The organism is Maribacter chungangensis, from assembly GCF_042676845.1.
In the GTDB taxonomy this organism is placed as follows: domain Bacteria; phylum Bacteroidota; class Bacteroidia; order Flavobacteriales; family Flavobacteriaceae; genus Maribacter; species Maribacter chungangensis.
This window is the reverse complement of the sequence record NZ_JBHTHY010000014.1, coordinates 660,264-675,638: the sequence shown is the minus strand read 5'-3', so window position 1 is coordinate 675,638 and position 15,375 is coordinate 660,264. Positions and strand designations below refer to the sequence as shown.

Below are 15,375 nucleotides of genomic sequence, written 5' to 3'. Positions count from 1 at the left end.
ACAGTTGGAGCGTCCCCATTTTAGCGGCAAGGTCACCGGTTCCCCCGAAATTTCGGGGCGGTATTCTTCATTAGTAAATACAGGCCTTCACAGACGTGAGGGTTTTTTTGTTTTTAAAAATTGCACACTTTTTAAATTTCTTTAAAATATTAAATTCAGCATTTCTTGCGCTTATTTGCTCTGAAAAGAACTCATTTGGGCCAATTTAGCGGGTTATTCCCTATTTTTAGTACCGATAAACCACATACCCGTTAATGGCCCTCTTCCAGACCTCCGTACTCAAGAATTTCCTAAAGCAGTTAGACCATAAAACGCTGGCAAAAGCTTATGCAAAATACGCTGCCTATTTTCAGAATCCCGTCATACAGGAGAACATTCGTAAGAACAACGAAGAGCAGTTTCAGGCTACCTTTCTAAACGAACTTTTTGTGGGCATTTTGGACTATACCCTAAATCCAAAACCCGATTTTAACCTCACCACCGAGTTCAAGAACCAAAAGAACAACCGTAAGGCAGACGGCGCCATTTTAGCCAAAGGCAAGGCCATTGGGGTCATTGAGCTCAAGGGCACGAATACTAAAGACTTGGAAAGCATTCGCCGGCAGGCCTTTGATTATAAGGCCAACCAAAAGGGCTGTGTGTACGTGATCACTTCCAATTTTGAAAAGTTGCGGTTTTATATCAACGACGCTACGGAGTTCGAGGAATTTAATCTTTTTGAACTAACGCCAGAACGGTTTCAACTGCTCTACCTCTGTTTGCAGAAAGACAATCTGCTACAAAATATCCCTCTGGCCATTAAGGAATCCTCTTTGGTAGAAGAGGAGAAAATCACCAAGCAGTTTTATGCGGATTATTCTTTCTTTAAACGCGAGCTCTACCGCGACCTAGTGAAAAAGAACGCAAAACGGTTAAAAAATTATAGGACTACGGAGTTACGGGAAATTTCCGTGGGCAGGGTTAGTGAAGAGGAGATGCTGCGTTTGGTGAAGAACGTAAAACTTGCCCTGTTCAAAAAATCGCAGAAATTGATCGATCGCTTTTTGTTCGTCTTTTTTGCCGAGGACAGGGGATTGTTGCCGCCCAACTCTACCGTACAGATTTTGGAGAAGTGGAAGGCCGATGTTGATTTTGGCGACGAACGTCCCCTTTACGACCTCTTTAAACAGTATTTTATTTACTTGGACAAAGGCCGACAAGGAACTACCTCCCGGGCAGAAATTTATGCCTACAATGGCGGACTCTTTAAACCCGATTCCGTTTTGGATAGTCTGGAGATTGACAATGACCTGCTCTATGGCCACGCCCTAAAGTTGGCAAATTATGATTTTGAGAGTCAGGTAGACGTGAACATCCTGGGCCATATTTTCGAAAACTCCCTTAACGAGATCGAAAGTGTAAATGCCGAGATCGAAGGGGCGGAGTTCGATAAGCAGAAAAGCAAACGGAAAAAGGACGGTGTCTTCTACACCCCAAAATACATTACCAAATACATTGTTGAGCATACGGTAGGCAAACTGTGCGAGGAAAAAAAGGCCGAACTGGGCTTTAAGGAAGAAGAATATTTTAGGGGACGCGCCAAACGGCCCAAAACAAAGATATTGGAACTGGTGCAGTTGCTGGACGACTACCGTGCATGGCTCTTGGAACTCAAAATATGTGATCCCGCCTGTGGTTCCGGCGCATTTCTCAACCAGGCCTTGGATTTTTTGATCAAGGAACATAACTACATAGACGAACTAAAAGCGAAAATTCTAGGTGGCGGCATCGTTTTTAGCGATATTGAAAATACCATTCTGGAAAACAATATTTACGGCGTAGACCTGAACGAGGAATCCGTAGAGATTGCGAAACTTTCGCTCTGGCTGCGCACCGCCCAACCCAGACGAAAGCTAAACGACCTAAGCAGTACCATCAAATGTGGCAACAGCCTCATTGCCGATAAAAAAGTGGCCGGCCATAAAGCCTTCCATTGGCAGGAATCCTTTCCAAAAGTGTTCAGGGAGAAAGAAAAAAAGGCCTTTCACATCACCACGGCCATACACGATAGCCGCACCTCCCAGCGGATGATAGACTATAAAGTGCGCCAAAAAAGGGCCATGGGCACCAAACCCTTTGCAGCACCGCAGTACCTAACGGCAGCGGAGGAACAGATTATCACCGAAACTCTGGCCGACATCGTAAAAACGGACAAGCTAAACATCATGGCCTACAATATCTGCAATGACCACTTGCACCTGCTGCTGGTCTGTGCAGCGGACGAGGTATCGCCCATCATGCAGAAAGTAAAAAGCATGACGGCAAAAATGGCCAACCGCCACAGAACAAAGGGTCATGACCCTTTGGCGAAGCCTACACACACAACAATGGGTCATGACCCATTGGCAAAACATACACATACAACAATGGGTCATGACCCATTGGCAAAACCCCATAGTGTGAAAAAACACACCCCACTATGGACACAAAAATATGGCTGTAAAGAAATCACGAGCGAGGAACAGCTGAGCAATACCTACGATTATATACGCCACAACCGCAGCAAGCACGAATTGCCGGAACACCCCAGTACGGTAAAAGCCCTCATAGAAAGCTTTTGTACCGACCAAAAGACCGCCTTTGCCACCGAATATGAAGGCGGATTTGATGTGGTGATCGGGAATCCGCCGTATGTGAAACTGGAAACAATAAAGGAACAGTCCCAACAGTTGGAAAAATACAACTATGAAACCTTTGACAAGAGGGGAGATTTGTACGTGCTTTTTGTTGAAAAGGGATTCAATATTTTAAAACCAGAAGGCTTATTATCTTATATAATGCCGAACAAATGGTTACAAGCTGGCTACGGACAACCCTTACGGTCTTACTTTTTAAAGAAAGCCTTGTATGAATTGATTGATTTTGGCGATATTCAAATTTTTGAGGGAGCCACAACTTATCCCTTAATTTTTATTGCAGCCAATAAAGCACCGGTAGCCGAGTTTAAAGTTGCGGTATTAAAGTCTGCAACGGCATCGGATTTTCAAACCAATGTGGCGCTGAGTTTTGAAAGTTATAAGACCGGTAGTTTTGATGAGAACACTTGGGTAATTTCTTCGAAAAGTGATAGCGAACTTCTTGCTAAAATTGAAAAACAAAGTATAACATTGAACGATTTTGTAGGAGGAAATGCTTTGAGGGGAGTATTAACAGGGTTGACCGAGGCTTTTTTGATACCCAAAGAAGTTCGTGACAAATTGGTAAAAGAGGATGCAAAGGCGGTACAAGTTTTATTTCCTTTTTTGTTGGGTCGCGAAGCAAAACCCTTTGCCAATCCAACACCACTAAATTATCTATTGCTTTTTGAAAAAGGATTTACAAAGGATAAATTAGGGAATTGTAGTGAGGAACAAGCTTGGATTTGGTTACAAAAGGAATATCCATCAATTACAGAATGGTTATCTAAGTTTGAGGAAAAAGCTAAAAAGCGAACCGATAAAGGAGATTTTTGGTGGGAACTCCGGGCCTGTGATTACTATTCAGATTTTCGGTTACCAAAAATCATGTATCAGGTTTTACAGGTTAAACCCTGCTTTATTTATGACGAGCAAGGTTTGTATTGTAATAATTCCATGTGGATAATTCCCACTGAAAATAAAGGTTTGGCGGGTGTGTTAAACTCCAAAATGGGCTGGTGGCTCATCACCAAATATTGCACACAAATACAGAACGGTTGCCAATTAATATGGAAATACTTTGGTCGCGTGCCCATACCAAAACTGAACGGTGAACTTGATGCATCGGTAGAGAAGATGATAGATTTAACAAAATCCTTGGACACCCAACTCAAGCAAGTATTGAATTTGCTAAAGGCAAAATTCGGTATAGAAAAGTTCAGCAGAAAACTACAAAGCTGGCATGAGCTGGATTTTGGAACGTTTGGTAAAGAGCTTAAAAAACAAAAGATAATTCTTAGTTTATCGGAGGAATCGGAATGGTTAACCTTTTTCCAGGAAAACAAGACCAAAGCCCAAGAACTACAAGCAAAAATCAACCAAACAGAGCAGGAAATAGATGCAATGGTGTACGCGCTCTACGGTCTAACGGAAGAGGAGATAGCAATCGTAGAAAACGCCCAGCCATAGCGTCAGCGCAACAAGGGGTCATGACCCCTTGGGAGAAGCACGGAAGAACAGAGCAGGAAATAGATGCAATGGTGTACGCGCTCTACGGTCTAACGGAAGAGGAGATAGCAATCGTAGAAAACGCACAGCCATAGCGTCAGCGCAACAAGGGGTCATGACCCCTTGGCGAAATACAAATGACCCAAACAGAACAAGAAATAGACCAAATAGTGTACGCCCTCTGCGGCCTAACGAAGGAAGCGATAGCAATCGTAGAAAGCGCCTAGCAATAGCCTCAGCGTAATAAGGGTTCGTTATCCCTTGGGTAAAGAATAAAACCAAAGGAATACGCGCAACCTTGTTCTTAGTTCTACATCTACTATATATGAAAAGAATCCTGTTATTTTTTTTAGTCTGCACCATCTTATCTTCTTGTACAAACGATGATGACAACGGAATTGATTGCAGGCTTTTTGACCCTGCCTTTCCGTCCTTATACGTAAGTCTGGTAGATGAAAATGGGGAGAATCTATTTGAAAATGGCACTATGAATCCAGATAGTCTTCGTGTGAATGGAAATTTTGAAGGAGCGGGATTTAATTTTAATTCGGCAAACGAGTTCGCCGTTCCAGATGCGGATATCCGAAAACTGGACAATACCATTGGGCTTGCTGTTCCGAACCTGGGGACATTTCAACACACGATTTTTTGGAGTCAAAACGATTCTATTGTAGTTGGCGTTTCCGGAGAATTGACCAAAATTCCGTGTAACATCAGTTATTTTACCCCTATTAATGCAACATATAAAGGTGCCCAGATAACCTTAACAGAAGTGCCGCCGCTTCAATTTTTACTGGTATTAGAGCTTTAAAAGAGGATAACCTCAAGACTCCCAATCCCGATATGGATGTTGGGACAGTTGCGAGTTGTAGTATCTATTGTCCCCTGTAACCTCTTCGCCCAACCAATTCGGTTTTTCAAAAGGTTCGTCCTCGTGTTGGAGTTCTATTTCGGCCACGGTAAGGCCTTTGTTTTCGCCCAAGAATTCATCCACCTCAAAAACATGTTTGCCCACGGGAATCTCATACCGTATTTTTTCTAGGATAACGGCTTCACAGAGGTCTATGAGGTCGGTGGCATCGGAGAAGGAAATTTCTTTTTCCCACTCAAAACGGGTGGTACCGGTATCGTTGCCTTTGCCTTTTACGGTCAAAAAACCCTTTTCGCCCTTAATACGAACGCGCACGGTACGTTCCGGGTCGGTATTCAAAAAACCTTGTACAATCCGCGTCCGGGTTTTCGTTTCGTTTTTGTACGCTTGGGAGGTGACCAAAAACTTACGTTCTACTTCTAGCATTATGTTCTGTTTTTGCGATTTTAGTAATGATGTCCGAGGTAAGTCGCGTTTCCGCGTAGGGGTTGTTCGCCAACCATATCATGGTAGCGGCTATGTTTTCCGGGGCAATGGTTTTATATTTTTTCAAAGGCCCCACCATTAAAAAGTCAAGCACCTTCATCAGTTGTTTGCCGATGTATTCTCCCGGGCGACGTTCATTTCGGTCGCCACCAATAAGACTGGGCTGTAGGATATGGGTTTTTGGCAGACCTAGCTGTAAAACAGCGGCTTCCATCTCTCCCTTTACCTTGTTATAAAAAATAGAGCTACTGGCATCCGCACCCATGGCGGAAACCACTAAAAAAGCAGGGATATCATTTTTTTTGCAAAGCTTGGCGGCGCTTACGGGAATACCAAAATCTATGGCTTTATAGCGTTCTTTATCTGGTGTTTTGGCTTTTGTAGTCCCTATACAGCAAAAAATTTCGTCTGCTTTAAAATCCGGCTGTTGTGCCTCAAGATTTAAAAGGTCGCACTGTATTTCGGTAAGTTTTTGGTGGGTAAAACCCAAGGGACTTCGGGTAAATACGGTAATGTTTAGGTAGCGATCGTCGGCCAATAGAGACTTCAACAGCAAACCGCCCGTTAATCCTGTTGCACCTAAAATGATTGCTGTTTTATCACTTGTTTTCATCCCTATAAATATAAGGGAAAGCTGAAATCTAAGGCTCAATGTTATGCTAAAATTCTAGTATTTTAATTTAGGGGGTTTCATATTTTCTTTTGTTGTTTACAACACCTGGTCGCCATGCGGTTTAGGTAAAAATGGCCCATAAAAAACGCACGCCTTTTAAGATGCTTCCGCCATTTGTGTATTTTTGTACTTTGGCAACGGATACCATGGAACAAAAAATACAACTTACCGTAGATGCCGTCGTATTTGGTTATGATGCAGGAGACATATCGGTGCTTTTGGTAAAACGCAAGTATGAACCTTTTAAGGATGCTTGGGCCTTGCCGGGCGGTTTTGTTTTAGAACACGAAAGTTTGGAACGGGCGGTGGAGCGGGAATTAAGTGAAGAAACCGGTGTGCGCATCAATTACCTGGAACAGTTGTACACCTTTGGCGAACCGGGGCGCGACCCAAGGGGTAGGGTCATATCCATCGCCTATTTTGGTCTGGTAAAACCTAATGCCTTTAAACTACAGGCGGCCACCGATGCCCAGAAAGCGGAATGGTTCCCTATAAAGGAATTGCCCAAACTGGCTTTTGACCATAAAATTATCTTTGACACGGCCTTAAAACGACTTCAAGGGAAGATAACCTACGAACCCCTGGGTTTTGAACTGCTCGATAAAAAGTTCCCTTTTTCCGATTTAGAGAAATTGTACGCTACGTTGCTGGACAGGGAAATAGACCGAAGAAATTTTAAAAAGAAAATTACCAGTTTAAAGGTATTGGATGAGCTCAATGAGAAGGTTTCTATTGGCCCCGGTAGGCCTGCCAGCCTTTTTAGCTTTAATAGAAAGCGCTACTTTCAACTTAAAAAGGAAGGTATCATCTTCGAAATTTAATATTACTTTTATCGTTTAAATTCTAATATGTGTAAAATAAACGCAAAATAGTTTGTGCGATCAAATGGTACGTTCTATATTTGCGTAATTAATACACAAATATTAATTAAACCAGTTGTTTGAACGGAGTTAAATAAGGGAATGGTATTTTAAAGGAACCTAAGTTACGTTCCAACAGTTGTTCTCCTAAGATCCAAAGAACAGTTATAAAACAAGAACGTATGAACGCATTGTTACTTACCGACGGATACAAAACCGGACACCACCAACAATACCCACAGGGTACCCAGCAGGTATATTCTAACTGGACGCCTAGAAGTAATAAATATGCCCCATTGGGCTGTAACAAAGTGCTTTCTTTTGGCCAGCACTATGTAATGCAATGGCTGAACGACTATTTTGAGGATAATTTCTTTTCAAAACCAAAAGCGGCTGTATGCACTGAATTAAAAAAGGAACTGTCCCTGTACCTAAATACAAGTTATGATGTTTCGCATTTTGAGGCACTGCATGATTTGGGGTATCTGCCTATTCGGGTGAAGTCGCTTCCAGAAGGGGTAGAGGTGCCTATTCGAGTGCCCATGCTTACCATTGTTAATACAAAACCTGCCTTTTATTGGGTTACCAATTTCTTGGAAACTATTTTGAGTACGATGTTATGGCTGCCCATGACCTCGGCCTCCATAGCCCTAACCTATAAACGAATTTTTAAAAAATGGGCAATAAGAACAGATGCGGACAACCTGGCCTTTATCGATTTTCAAGGTCATGATTTTTCGATGCGCGGTATGGGCGGACTGGAAAGTGCCCTGGCTTCCGGCATGGGGCATGCCTCGGTCTTTCTAGGTTCCGATAGTCTGCCCGTGATACACGGACTTAGGGCATATTATAAAGCGGACGGCTTTGCCGTGGGTTCGGTGAACGCTACGGAACATTCCGTAATGTGTGCCGGAACCAAGGATGACGAACTGGGAACTTTCCGAAGATTGATAGCGACCTATCCTACCGGAATCCTTTCTGTGGTAAGTGATACGTGGGATCTTTGGAAAGTGCTTACCAATTACTTGCCTGCACTAAAAGACGAGGTATTGGCACGGGAGGGCAAATTGGTCATTAGGCCCGATAGCGGAGACCCGGCAGACATTATCTGTGGCACCAAGAGGGAAATGGGTGCTGGACACCCCCAAGAAAAGGGAGTTATAGAACTGCTTTGGGATGTTTTTGGCGGCAGCATAAGTAAGCAAGGTTTTAAGGTGTTGGATCCACATATCGGGGCTATTTATGGCGATAGCATTACGCCCGAAAGAGCCACGGATATTTGTCAACGCTTGCACGATAAAGGCTTTGCATCTACCAATGTGGTCTTGGGAATAGGGTCTTTTACCTATCAGTTTAAAACACGCGACACCTTTGGTTTTGCCATGAAAGCAACCTCCGTGGTGGTCAACGGCGAACGACGCGAAATTTTTAAAGACCCCGTAACCGATGACGGAATCAAAAAATCCGCAAAAGGTCTGATCAGGGTCGATAAGATAAATGGAGAGTATGTGTTGATTGATGAAGTAACCGAGGCCGAAGAAGAAAAAGGGGAGCTGAAAGTGATTTTTGAAGACGGAAAGTTCACCAACACAACTTCTATTGAAGAAATTAGGGCTAGAATCAACAACCGTTTGTAACGAAGGTACTTGGAACGATAGCGTTAGAACAGTGCATAAAAACAAAAAACTGTCATACTGCACGCCCGTCTGGATTACGAGCGGGGCAGGCAGTTGAAGCCGTTTAGGTATAAGCGTTTAGACAAATTCACCCAAAACGGAGCAAGTACGTAAAAAAATAGAGTTATATCTCATATAAAAACAATAAATAAAATCAATTTATAGCACGGAAACCATGCAGTACGACATTAAAAAATTCAAGGACGGGCAGGTAGCGGCCAAAATTTTGGAGGAGGGCGACCTTCAGGTGCATATACGTGGAAACAGTTATGAAGACCTGTTCACTATTGCGGCCATAAAGGAGGCTTGGGATGCGGAGAATACCAAGAGCAAAATGAACACGGCCAGTCTTACCATCTATTGTTTGATAGGGCAACGTTCCGATAGGCGCTTTAACCCAAAAGAATCCTTTGACCTTAAAATTATAGCCCATTTTATTAATGCGATGCGTTTTGATACCGTGCAAATTTTACATCCGCATAGTGCCATTTCCTTGGCATTGATAGAAAATGCAAAGGCTTTACCCCACTTCCCTTATGTAAAAAAAGCCTTTGACGCCATTGGGAATCCAGTTTTGGTGAGTCCGGACGCGGGGGCCTATAAAACCACCCATGAAATCGCCGAAAAATTGAATGCAGATTTGGTGCCTTCCAATAAAGTGCGGGTTAAAGGTGCACCACAAATTAGTATTCAAGGGGATGTCAAAGGAAAGGATTGTCTTATTGTAGATGATTTAGCCGATGGTGGCCGCACCTTTACATTTTTGGCCGCCGAACTAAAGGCACAAGGTGCCGCCAAGGTCTTTTTGTACGTTACCCATGCGCAGTTCAACTACGGTTTTGAAGAACTAAAGGAAAGCATAGACCATATATACTGTACCAATAGTTTTAAGGATATTGAGGATGGGTTTGTGACACAGTTTACGGTGATAAAGTAGAACAAAAAAATGCGCCAACGATAGTTGGCGCATCCAGCTTAAGGAATCTACTTGTTCACGGAAAAAATTTCCTTTAATTGTTTTACCATACCACCGTTCCCGGATAGGCTGATCTCACCAATTTTCTCCGCTATTTTTTCCACGTATTCCATCTCCTTCAGTTTAAAAAGCATTTCGTTGTCTTCCATCAGTTTAGCGGTGTTCAGCAAGCTGCGGGTAGACGCCGTCTCCTCGCGTCGGGTAATGGTATTCGCTTGGGCCCGTTTTTGTGCCACCAGTACTTGGTTCATGATATCCTTCATCTCACCGGTCAAGATTACATCGCGGATACCACAGCTCAGTACGGTGACGCCCAACTCGGTGGCCCTTGGTTTAATATCGTCGAAAACCGCTTCGGAGATGCGTTCCTTACGCTCCAAAAGTTCATCCAGCGTGTAGGTGCCTATATAGGCCCGTAACACCAATTGCATGGCAATGTACAATTGCTTTTCATAGTCTTTATTGTCCAATAAGGCTTTTTCGATATCCACAACCTTATATTGCGTGTAGAAGTTGATACGGATGGCTGCCTTGTCCTTGGTCAACAATTCTTGACCGGAAACTTCCAATTGCAACTGGCGGGTATCCGCTTTCACCATTTTGATAGAGGTGTCATTTTGCCAAAAGGGGTAAACACCGCTTTCCAAGGTGTTTACATACACATCATCTACCAAAAGAAGGGCCTTTTCGAAGGTTGCCACTTCAAAGGTGCGCACGTAGGCACGCAACTGCGGATGGCCGAGCATGGTTTTACCAATATTTTCCGGTATGGAGATGGTACTCAGATCTATGGTCACGAAATCATAGGTGATCAAGCCTTTCCAAAAGGCATAGGTACCTGCGACCAGGGTTTGTTTTAAGTTCCCGTTTTCCGATACCAAGACCAATTGCACATCCTTTACTTCAACAATATGGAGCATGGCCGCCAATGCGTTGTCCTGTAGTAAGATTTCCAATGCTATGGGAGGTACAAAAGCTTTGGTAAGGTCGTACTCCCTGACCGTGCTACCAAACCCCAACCAATGACTACCTTGGGCGATACATGTGATGTAGTCTCCTTTTTTAAAGACCAGACCTACTTTACCTGCATTGACTCTTGTTTTTTTGAACATCATCTTAAATTTATGTTGGCCGGCCTTTTGGCAAGCGAACGGGTTATTATTTTTTACTTCGTTTGTTTTCTATTAAAAAACCGCGGCTATACATCATCTTTTCCGCTACGGAAATACGGATTTTAACGCTGTGTAGTTACTTGTTTTTTGGAACGCTTTCAGTGGATCCGTCAATACGAGGTATAGATTTTTCCAAGGGAGGGATACCCAAAAAGAAATAGCTTTTTGCGTTAAAAACTCAGCATGTCAAGGTAGTTTTAAGACTGTTGGCGCATCCGAGGAACACCCACCGACCCATACCTGCGGTTTTTGTCAATTATACAGCGTAACTGTCTGGTGGTCTTTTTACAAGTGACCTTCTTGTTGAAAATGGATTTTTAGTCCATAACCTACATTAAAAGTGTAGTGCTCTAACCAACTGAGCTATCCCGATAGCTATCGGGAGCAGGATTCGAACCTGCGACTGCTACGGCTGTTGTTCTTACCAATCTGAACTACAGTCCCTTTCAGGACCGATGGGAGTCGAACCCATGGCCTACAGCGTAGTGATCGTTTTTTGGCAAACCATCAAAACCTCCAAGTCAAGTTGTACATGAAAGTATGATACCTCTCGGCAAAACTTCATACAATGGTGCTATTCAGAAACACCCATCAAGACCAGCTTGATATCGTCTGATTCTGCCTTGGCAGAAATCTTATTTTAAAGAACTTGGGTACGTGCCCACAACACTCCGTGTTGTTGTGGGCGCTACTACAAACCATGCTAACGACAGTTTGTTTTTAAGTACACGACAAAAGTGTAACCTTACTGCGCAACTATTCTGCGTAGTTTATTTTTTATTGCCGGGATTATAGTACATGATAAAAATTAATTTAGGGCGAATTGTCATATTGAGCGCTGAGATAGTATAAAACAACCCTTGAATCCTTGCTATTGGCTATTTCCGTACGGCTTAAAAATGCTTGCGAACAACCACTTTCTACTTATTACAGTAGCATGGGTCACATAACGAATTCTACTTAATTCCATACGAATACTAGAGCAGCCCAAAAATCCCTTCCGGCCAAGGCTACATTTGGTCAAGAAAACAAATCGAACGTAAAAGACAACAACATGAAAAATCTAATTACACTTGCCATCTTCTGTTTTACCACACTGTGCTTTGCCCAACGGCCTAGCGGACCTTATTTACTGGTACCTACCAAAAATGCACAGATTCCCTTAAAAGAAACCAGGACCGAGGTACAGATAGCCGGCGCTATTGCCCATGTAAAAACGACCCAAGTCTACCAGAATCTGGGAGCGGAGGCCATTGAAGCCAAATACGTGTTTCCCCTTTCCACAAAGGCAGCGGTGCATAAAATGCAGATGCGTATTGGAAATCGCACCATAAACGCAAAAATTTTTGAACGGCAGGAAGCGCAAAAAGTATACGATACGGCTTTAAAGCAAGGCAAACGCGCAGCTAAACTGGACCAAGAGAGGCCCAATGTCTTTCAAATGGCAGTTGGGAACATTATGCCCAAGGATGAAATTAGTATTGACATCTACCATACGGAACTTTTGGAACCGGTAAACGGACAGTATCAATTTGTAGCGCCTGCCGTTGTGGGGCCAAGGTTTACCGGAGAAAGCACGGGCAATGAGGAAGCATTTGCTATGCCCTACACTTCCAAGGGAATTTCGGATACCTTTAATTATGATATCACGGTAAGCATTAATGCGGGCATGCCGATCCAAAGCGTTACCAGCAGCAGCCACACGGTAAATGTGAGTTATCCAGATCTTAAAACGGCAGAGGTCTTTTTGTCAAAAAGCAATGAGAACCCGTCTAATAGGGATTTTATCCTCAACTACAACCTGCGTGGTAAAGAAATAGCATCCGGATTATTGTTGTACGAACATGGCGATGAAAATTTCTTCTCCTTTCAAATGGAACCGATGAATAGCGTTTCGCTAAAGGATATCCCGTCTCGGGAATATATTTTTATTGTTGATGTTTCCGGTTCCATGAACGGCTATCCGCTGGACGTTTCCAAAGAACTGATGCGAAACCTTCTTTGTAATTTAAGATTGACGGATACCTTCAATGTACAACTTTTTGCATCTAGCGCTACCCTATTTAGTGCCGCTTCGATGGAAGCCAACGAACAGAATATTGAAGCGGCCATTCGCTTTCTTTCCGAAGGCCAGGGCGGTGGCGGAACACAGTTGTTAAGCGCCTTGACCAAGGCTTATAAACTGCCCAGAAATGATGCGGGCAGCTCGCGTTCCATGGTAGTGATTACCGATGGCTACATCAGTGTGGAAAAAGAGGCTTTTGAATTGATTCGTGGGAACTTAAATACTGCCAATGTATTCACCTTTGGGATAGGATCTAGTGTAAATAGGTATCTGATAGAAGGCATGGCGAAGGTATCCAATAGTGAATCCTTTATTGCGACTACCAAGGCCGGAGCACAATATGTTGCCGAGGATTTTAAGACCTATATCGATAGTCCGGTAATGAGCCGGATAAAAATGGAAGGCGAAGGTTTTGATATGTATGATGTGTATCCCCAAAGCGTACCCGATGTTTTTGCGGCAAGGCCCGTTACCATATATGGAAAATACCGCGGAAAAGCTAGGGGCAAAATTAAAATAACGGGGTATCAAGGTGCGGAAAAAATCACCTGGGAGTACAACGTGTCCAGCGGGCGTCTGAGTAAAACAAATACGGCCTTACGCTACTTATGGGCCAGAAAAAAAATAGCCGAATTGGACGATTATAAAAAATTGTTCAATGATGATGTAAAGGACAGTGTGATCGCCATGGGCATCCAATACAATTTAATGACGAACTACACGTCTTTTGTTGCGGTAGACGAGACCGTCGTGAATAAGGACGGTAGCCTTAGAACCGTAAAACAACCCTTGCCCATGCCACGGAACGTGAATAATTCCGCCGTAGGTGCCCAAGCTGAGGTCAGTTCAACATCGGTCTATAAAAAAACGTTTTCCATTCGTTTTTTGGATGTTATGCCAACCGCTGAAAAAAGACAAGTTAGCTTGGCATTTAAGGCGCTGTATGCCAAATTGGTGGAGAAAAGTTTGTGGGATAATGAAAAGCTACGCATCAGTTTTCGTAAAACAGGAATCCTCAGTAGGGTGGAAACCTTAGAAAACGGCAAATGGGTTTTGTCCAATGATTTGACCAAGGAGTTCTCGGAATTCTCAGGACAAAGCTTGAAATTGAATCAAAAGATGAGCTTGATTATTGAGAAATAAGTCGATGTGATTTCGGCTCCTCCCTTGAGACCAAGGGAGGTGTCCGCTTGCGGACGAAGGGTTTGGCCCCCGAAATTTCGGGGCTGCTTTACCGCATACTTACTTCATCTAGTGCAGATTATTGAAACTTTGTGTTGGCTAGTTTAGGGGTCAAACCCCTCTTTCTTCCGCAAAGCGGAATTCATTCTCCCCTTCGGCTGAAGGGGAGAGCGTTTAATAACTTCGGTTTTTAATACCAGAAAGATGTTCCTTCCCCAGAAAGGGGAAGGTGGCCTGCAGCGCAGCGAACAGGTCGGAAGGGGTCTGCGTACTGCTATGCCGACCAGAGAGCAACCTACAGTTCACGAAAACAAACACCTAAAAAACCGAACCTTAGTGCCAAGCGCTGCACCCCTTCCGACTTTTACCGTTTGCCTATTGGCAAAAGATAAAACCCACCTTTCCCTACTAGGGGAAGGAACGAGAAAGTATATCATCAGAGCCATATTTCTAGAGTCTTTAAAATAGTACCAAGCCCATTTTTGCACAACAGTTTCCCTCCTTCGGAGGGATTAAGGGAGGACATTAAGTGTTCCCTCTCCTTGGGAGAGCGCTAGGGAGACGACGAATTCTAAACGGTTCTTAACGAATACTAGAACAGCGCCCAAAGTACTCCGCTTCCAAGGTAATTTAGAGGTATAGAAACAAAACAAGAAAAACGACCACCATGAAAAATCACATCTTATATATCGCTTTTACCTTCGGATTAGTTACCGTAAACGCTCAGGATTTTCAAGAAACAAAAAAGTACATCGCAAAGTCCGAACTAGCCATAATGCAAGAGGCATCCGGCAAAACCAAAGTCCCGATTCTAGTAGCGGAAGACGTCTCCCAAAAAGTAGCGACCATAGAAACTTCCAATTTGGAAGTTTATCAGGAAGTACGGATTTCCATTTTGGAAAAGCCACAGCTGAACCAAATTGAAGAAGTAATAAAGGTGGAATTTGAATACAGCGGGTACAGCCTAGTCACCGATACCTATTATTTTTTGGTCACCGAGAAGGAAGATTACATTGCCCTGCCCAAAATAACCAAGATTTACGATGATATCACGGAACCTATTGTAGACTATGTTTTTGCCACACAAAAACACGGGCAAGAAGAAACCATTATAAAAGCCATCTTCCATTACACCGATAATTACACCAAAGAAGAAATAGAAGTGCTCCAAAAGTTTGTGTGGAACGATGATGACTTTGGCTCCGAAGACGCCCTTGCAGGTATAGAAAATTAGTAGAAATAGAGTAGTAA

The 15,375-nt window shown here is 43.3% G+C and carries 10 protein-coding genes; 7 read left to right on the top strand and 3 right to left on the bottom strand.

All coding sequences use genetic code 11. The features are described 5' to 3' along the window. Window positions 1–254: 254 nt before the first annotated feature. Both ACFQZJ_RS17145 and ACFQZJ_RS17140 read left to right on the top strand, forming a co-directional pair. Entirely contained in the window at window positions 255–4,124 is a 3,870-nt protein-coding gene (locus tag ACFQZJ_RS17145; protein ID WP_379936117.1) for an Eco57I restriction-modification methylase domain-containing protein, read from the top strand. A gap of 364 nt (window positions 4,125–4,488) precedes the next feature. Continuing rightward, complete coding sequence (locus ACFQZJ_RS17140) at window positions 4,489–4,974, top strand: hypothetical protein (protein ID WP_379936116.1); 486 nt, start codon at window positions 4,489–4,491, stop codon at window positions 4,972–4,974. A gap of 12 nt (window positions 4,975–4,986) precedes the next feature. Here the strand turns inward: ACFQZJ_RS17140 and ACFQZJ_RS17135 are convergent, their stop codons facing one another. Both ACFQZJ_RS17135 and ACFQZJ_RS17130 read right to left on the bottom strand, forming a co-directional pair. Then, entirely contained in the window at window positions 4,987–5,460 is a 474-nt protein-coding gene (locus ACFQZJ_RS17135) for a CYTH domain-containing protein (protein ID WP_379936115.1), read from the bottom strand. Next, complete coding sequence (locus ACFQZJ_RS17130) at window positions 5,441–6,133, bottom strand: NAD(P)H-binding protein (protein WP_379936114.1); 693 nt, start codon at window positions 6,131–6,133, stop codon at window positions 5,441–5,443. The genes ACFQZJ_RS17135 and ACFQZJ_RS17130 overlap by 20 nt, the downstream gene beginning before the upstream one ends. A 206-nt stretch (window positions 6,134–6,339) precedes the next feature. On the opposite strand from ACFQZJ_RS17130, the gene ACFQZJ_RS17125 reads away from it, so the two are divergent. The 3 genes from ACFQZJ_RS17125 (at window position 6,340) to ACFQZJ_RS17115 (ending at window position 9,666) form a co-directional block, all read left to right on the top strand. Further along, a complete protein-coding gene (locus ACFQZJ_RS17125) occupies window positions 6,340–7,014 on the top strand; it encodes an NUDIX hydrolase (protein ID WP_379936128.1) in 675 nt (224 codons plus the stop codon). A gap of 221 nt (window positions 7,015–7,235) precedes the next feature. Beyond that, window positions 7,236–8,690 (top strand): nicotinate phosphoribosyltransferase, encoded by a 1,455-nt coding sequence (locus ACFQZJ_RS17120; protein ID WP_379936113.1) that lies wholly within the window; start codon window positions 7,236–7,238, stop codon window positions 8,688–8,690. 214 nt (window positions 8,691–8,904) lie between these two features. After that, window positions 8,905–9,666: a phosphoribosyltransferase family protein gene (locus ACFQZJ_RS17115; RefSeq protein ID WP_379936111.1), complete on the top strand. Its 762-nt coding sequence runs from the start codon at window positions 8,905–8,907 to the stop codon at window positions 9,664–9,666. 47 nt (window positions 9,667–9,713) lie between these two features. On the opposite strand, the gene ACFQZJ_RS17110 is transcribed toward ACFQZJ_RS17115, so the two are convergent. Continuing rightward, window positions 9,714–10,820: a slipin family protein gene (locus ACFQZJ_RS17110; protein ID WP_379936109.1), complete on the bottom strand. Its 1,107-nt coding sequence runs from the start codon at window positions 10,818–10,820 to the stop codon at window positions 9,714–9,716. 1,111 nt (window positions 10,821–11,931) lie between these two features. Here ACFQZJ_RS17110 and ACFQZJ_RS17105 point away from each other — a divergent pair. Then, window positions 11,932–14,085 carry a VIT and vWA domain-containing protein gene (locus ACFQZJ_RS17105; protein WP_379936108.1) on the top strand — a complete coding sequence of 718 codons (2,154 nt, stop codon included), beginning with the start codon at window positions 11,932–11,934 and terminating at the stop codon, window positions 14,083–14,085. Window positions 14,086–14,791: 706 nt separating this feature from the next. Beyond that, on the top strand, window positions 14,792–15,358 hold the full coding sequence (locus ACFQZJ_RS17100; protein ID WP_379936106.1) for a hypothetical protein: 567 nt from the start codon (window positions 14,792–14,794) through the stop codon (window positions 15,356–15,358). Window positions 15,359–15,375: the final 17 nt, after the last annotated feature.

Excerpts from the sequence above, each read along its gene's own strand:
- ACFQZJ_RS17145 (WP_379936117.1), top strand. The coding sequence starts at position 255 with ATGGCCCTCTTCCAGACCTCCGTACTCAAGAATTTCCTAAAGCAGTTA.
- ACFQZJ_RS17140 (WP_379936116.1), top strand. The coding sequence starts at position 4,489 with ATGAAAAGAATCCTGTTATTTTTTTTAGTCTGCACCATCTTATCTTCT.
- ACFQZJ_RS17135 (WP_379936115.1), bottom strand. The coding sequence starts at position 5,460 with ATGCTAGAAGTAGAACGTAAGTTTTTGGTCACCTCCCAAGCGTACAAA.
- ACFQZJ_RS17130 (WP_379936114.1), bottom strand. The coding sequence starts at position 6,133 with ATGAAAACAAGTGATAAAACAGCAATCATTTTAGGTGCAACAGGATTA.
- ACFQZJ_RS17125 (WP_379936128.1), top strand. The coding sequence starts at position 6,340 with ATGGAACAAAAAATACAACTTACCGTAGATGCCGTCGTATTTGGTTAT.
- ACFQZJ_RS17120 (WP_379936113.1), top strand. The coding sequence starts at position 7,236 with ATGAACGCATTGTTACTTACCGACGGATACAAAACCGGACACCACCAA.
- ACFQZJ_RS17115 (WP_379936111.1), top strand. The coding sequence starts at position 8,905 with ATGCAGTACGACATTAAAAAATTCAAGGACGGGCAGGTAGCGGCCAAA.
- ACFQZJ_RS17110 (WP_379936109.1), bottom strand. The coding sequence starts at position 10,820 with ATGATGTTCAAAAAAACAAGAGTCAATGCAGGTAAAGTAGGTCTGGTC.
- ACFQZJ_RS17105 (WP_379936108.1), top strand. The coding sequence starts at position 11,932 with ATGAAAAATCTAATTACACTTGCCATCTTCTGTTTTACCACACTGTGC.
- ACFQZJ_RS17100 (WP_379936106.1), top strand. The coding sequence starts at position 14,792 with ATGAAAAATCACATCTTATATATCGCTTTTACCTTCGGATTAGTTACC.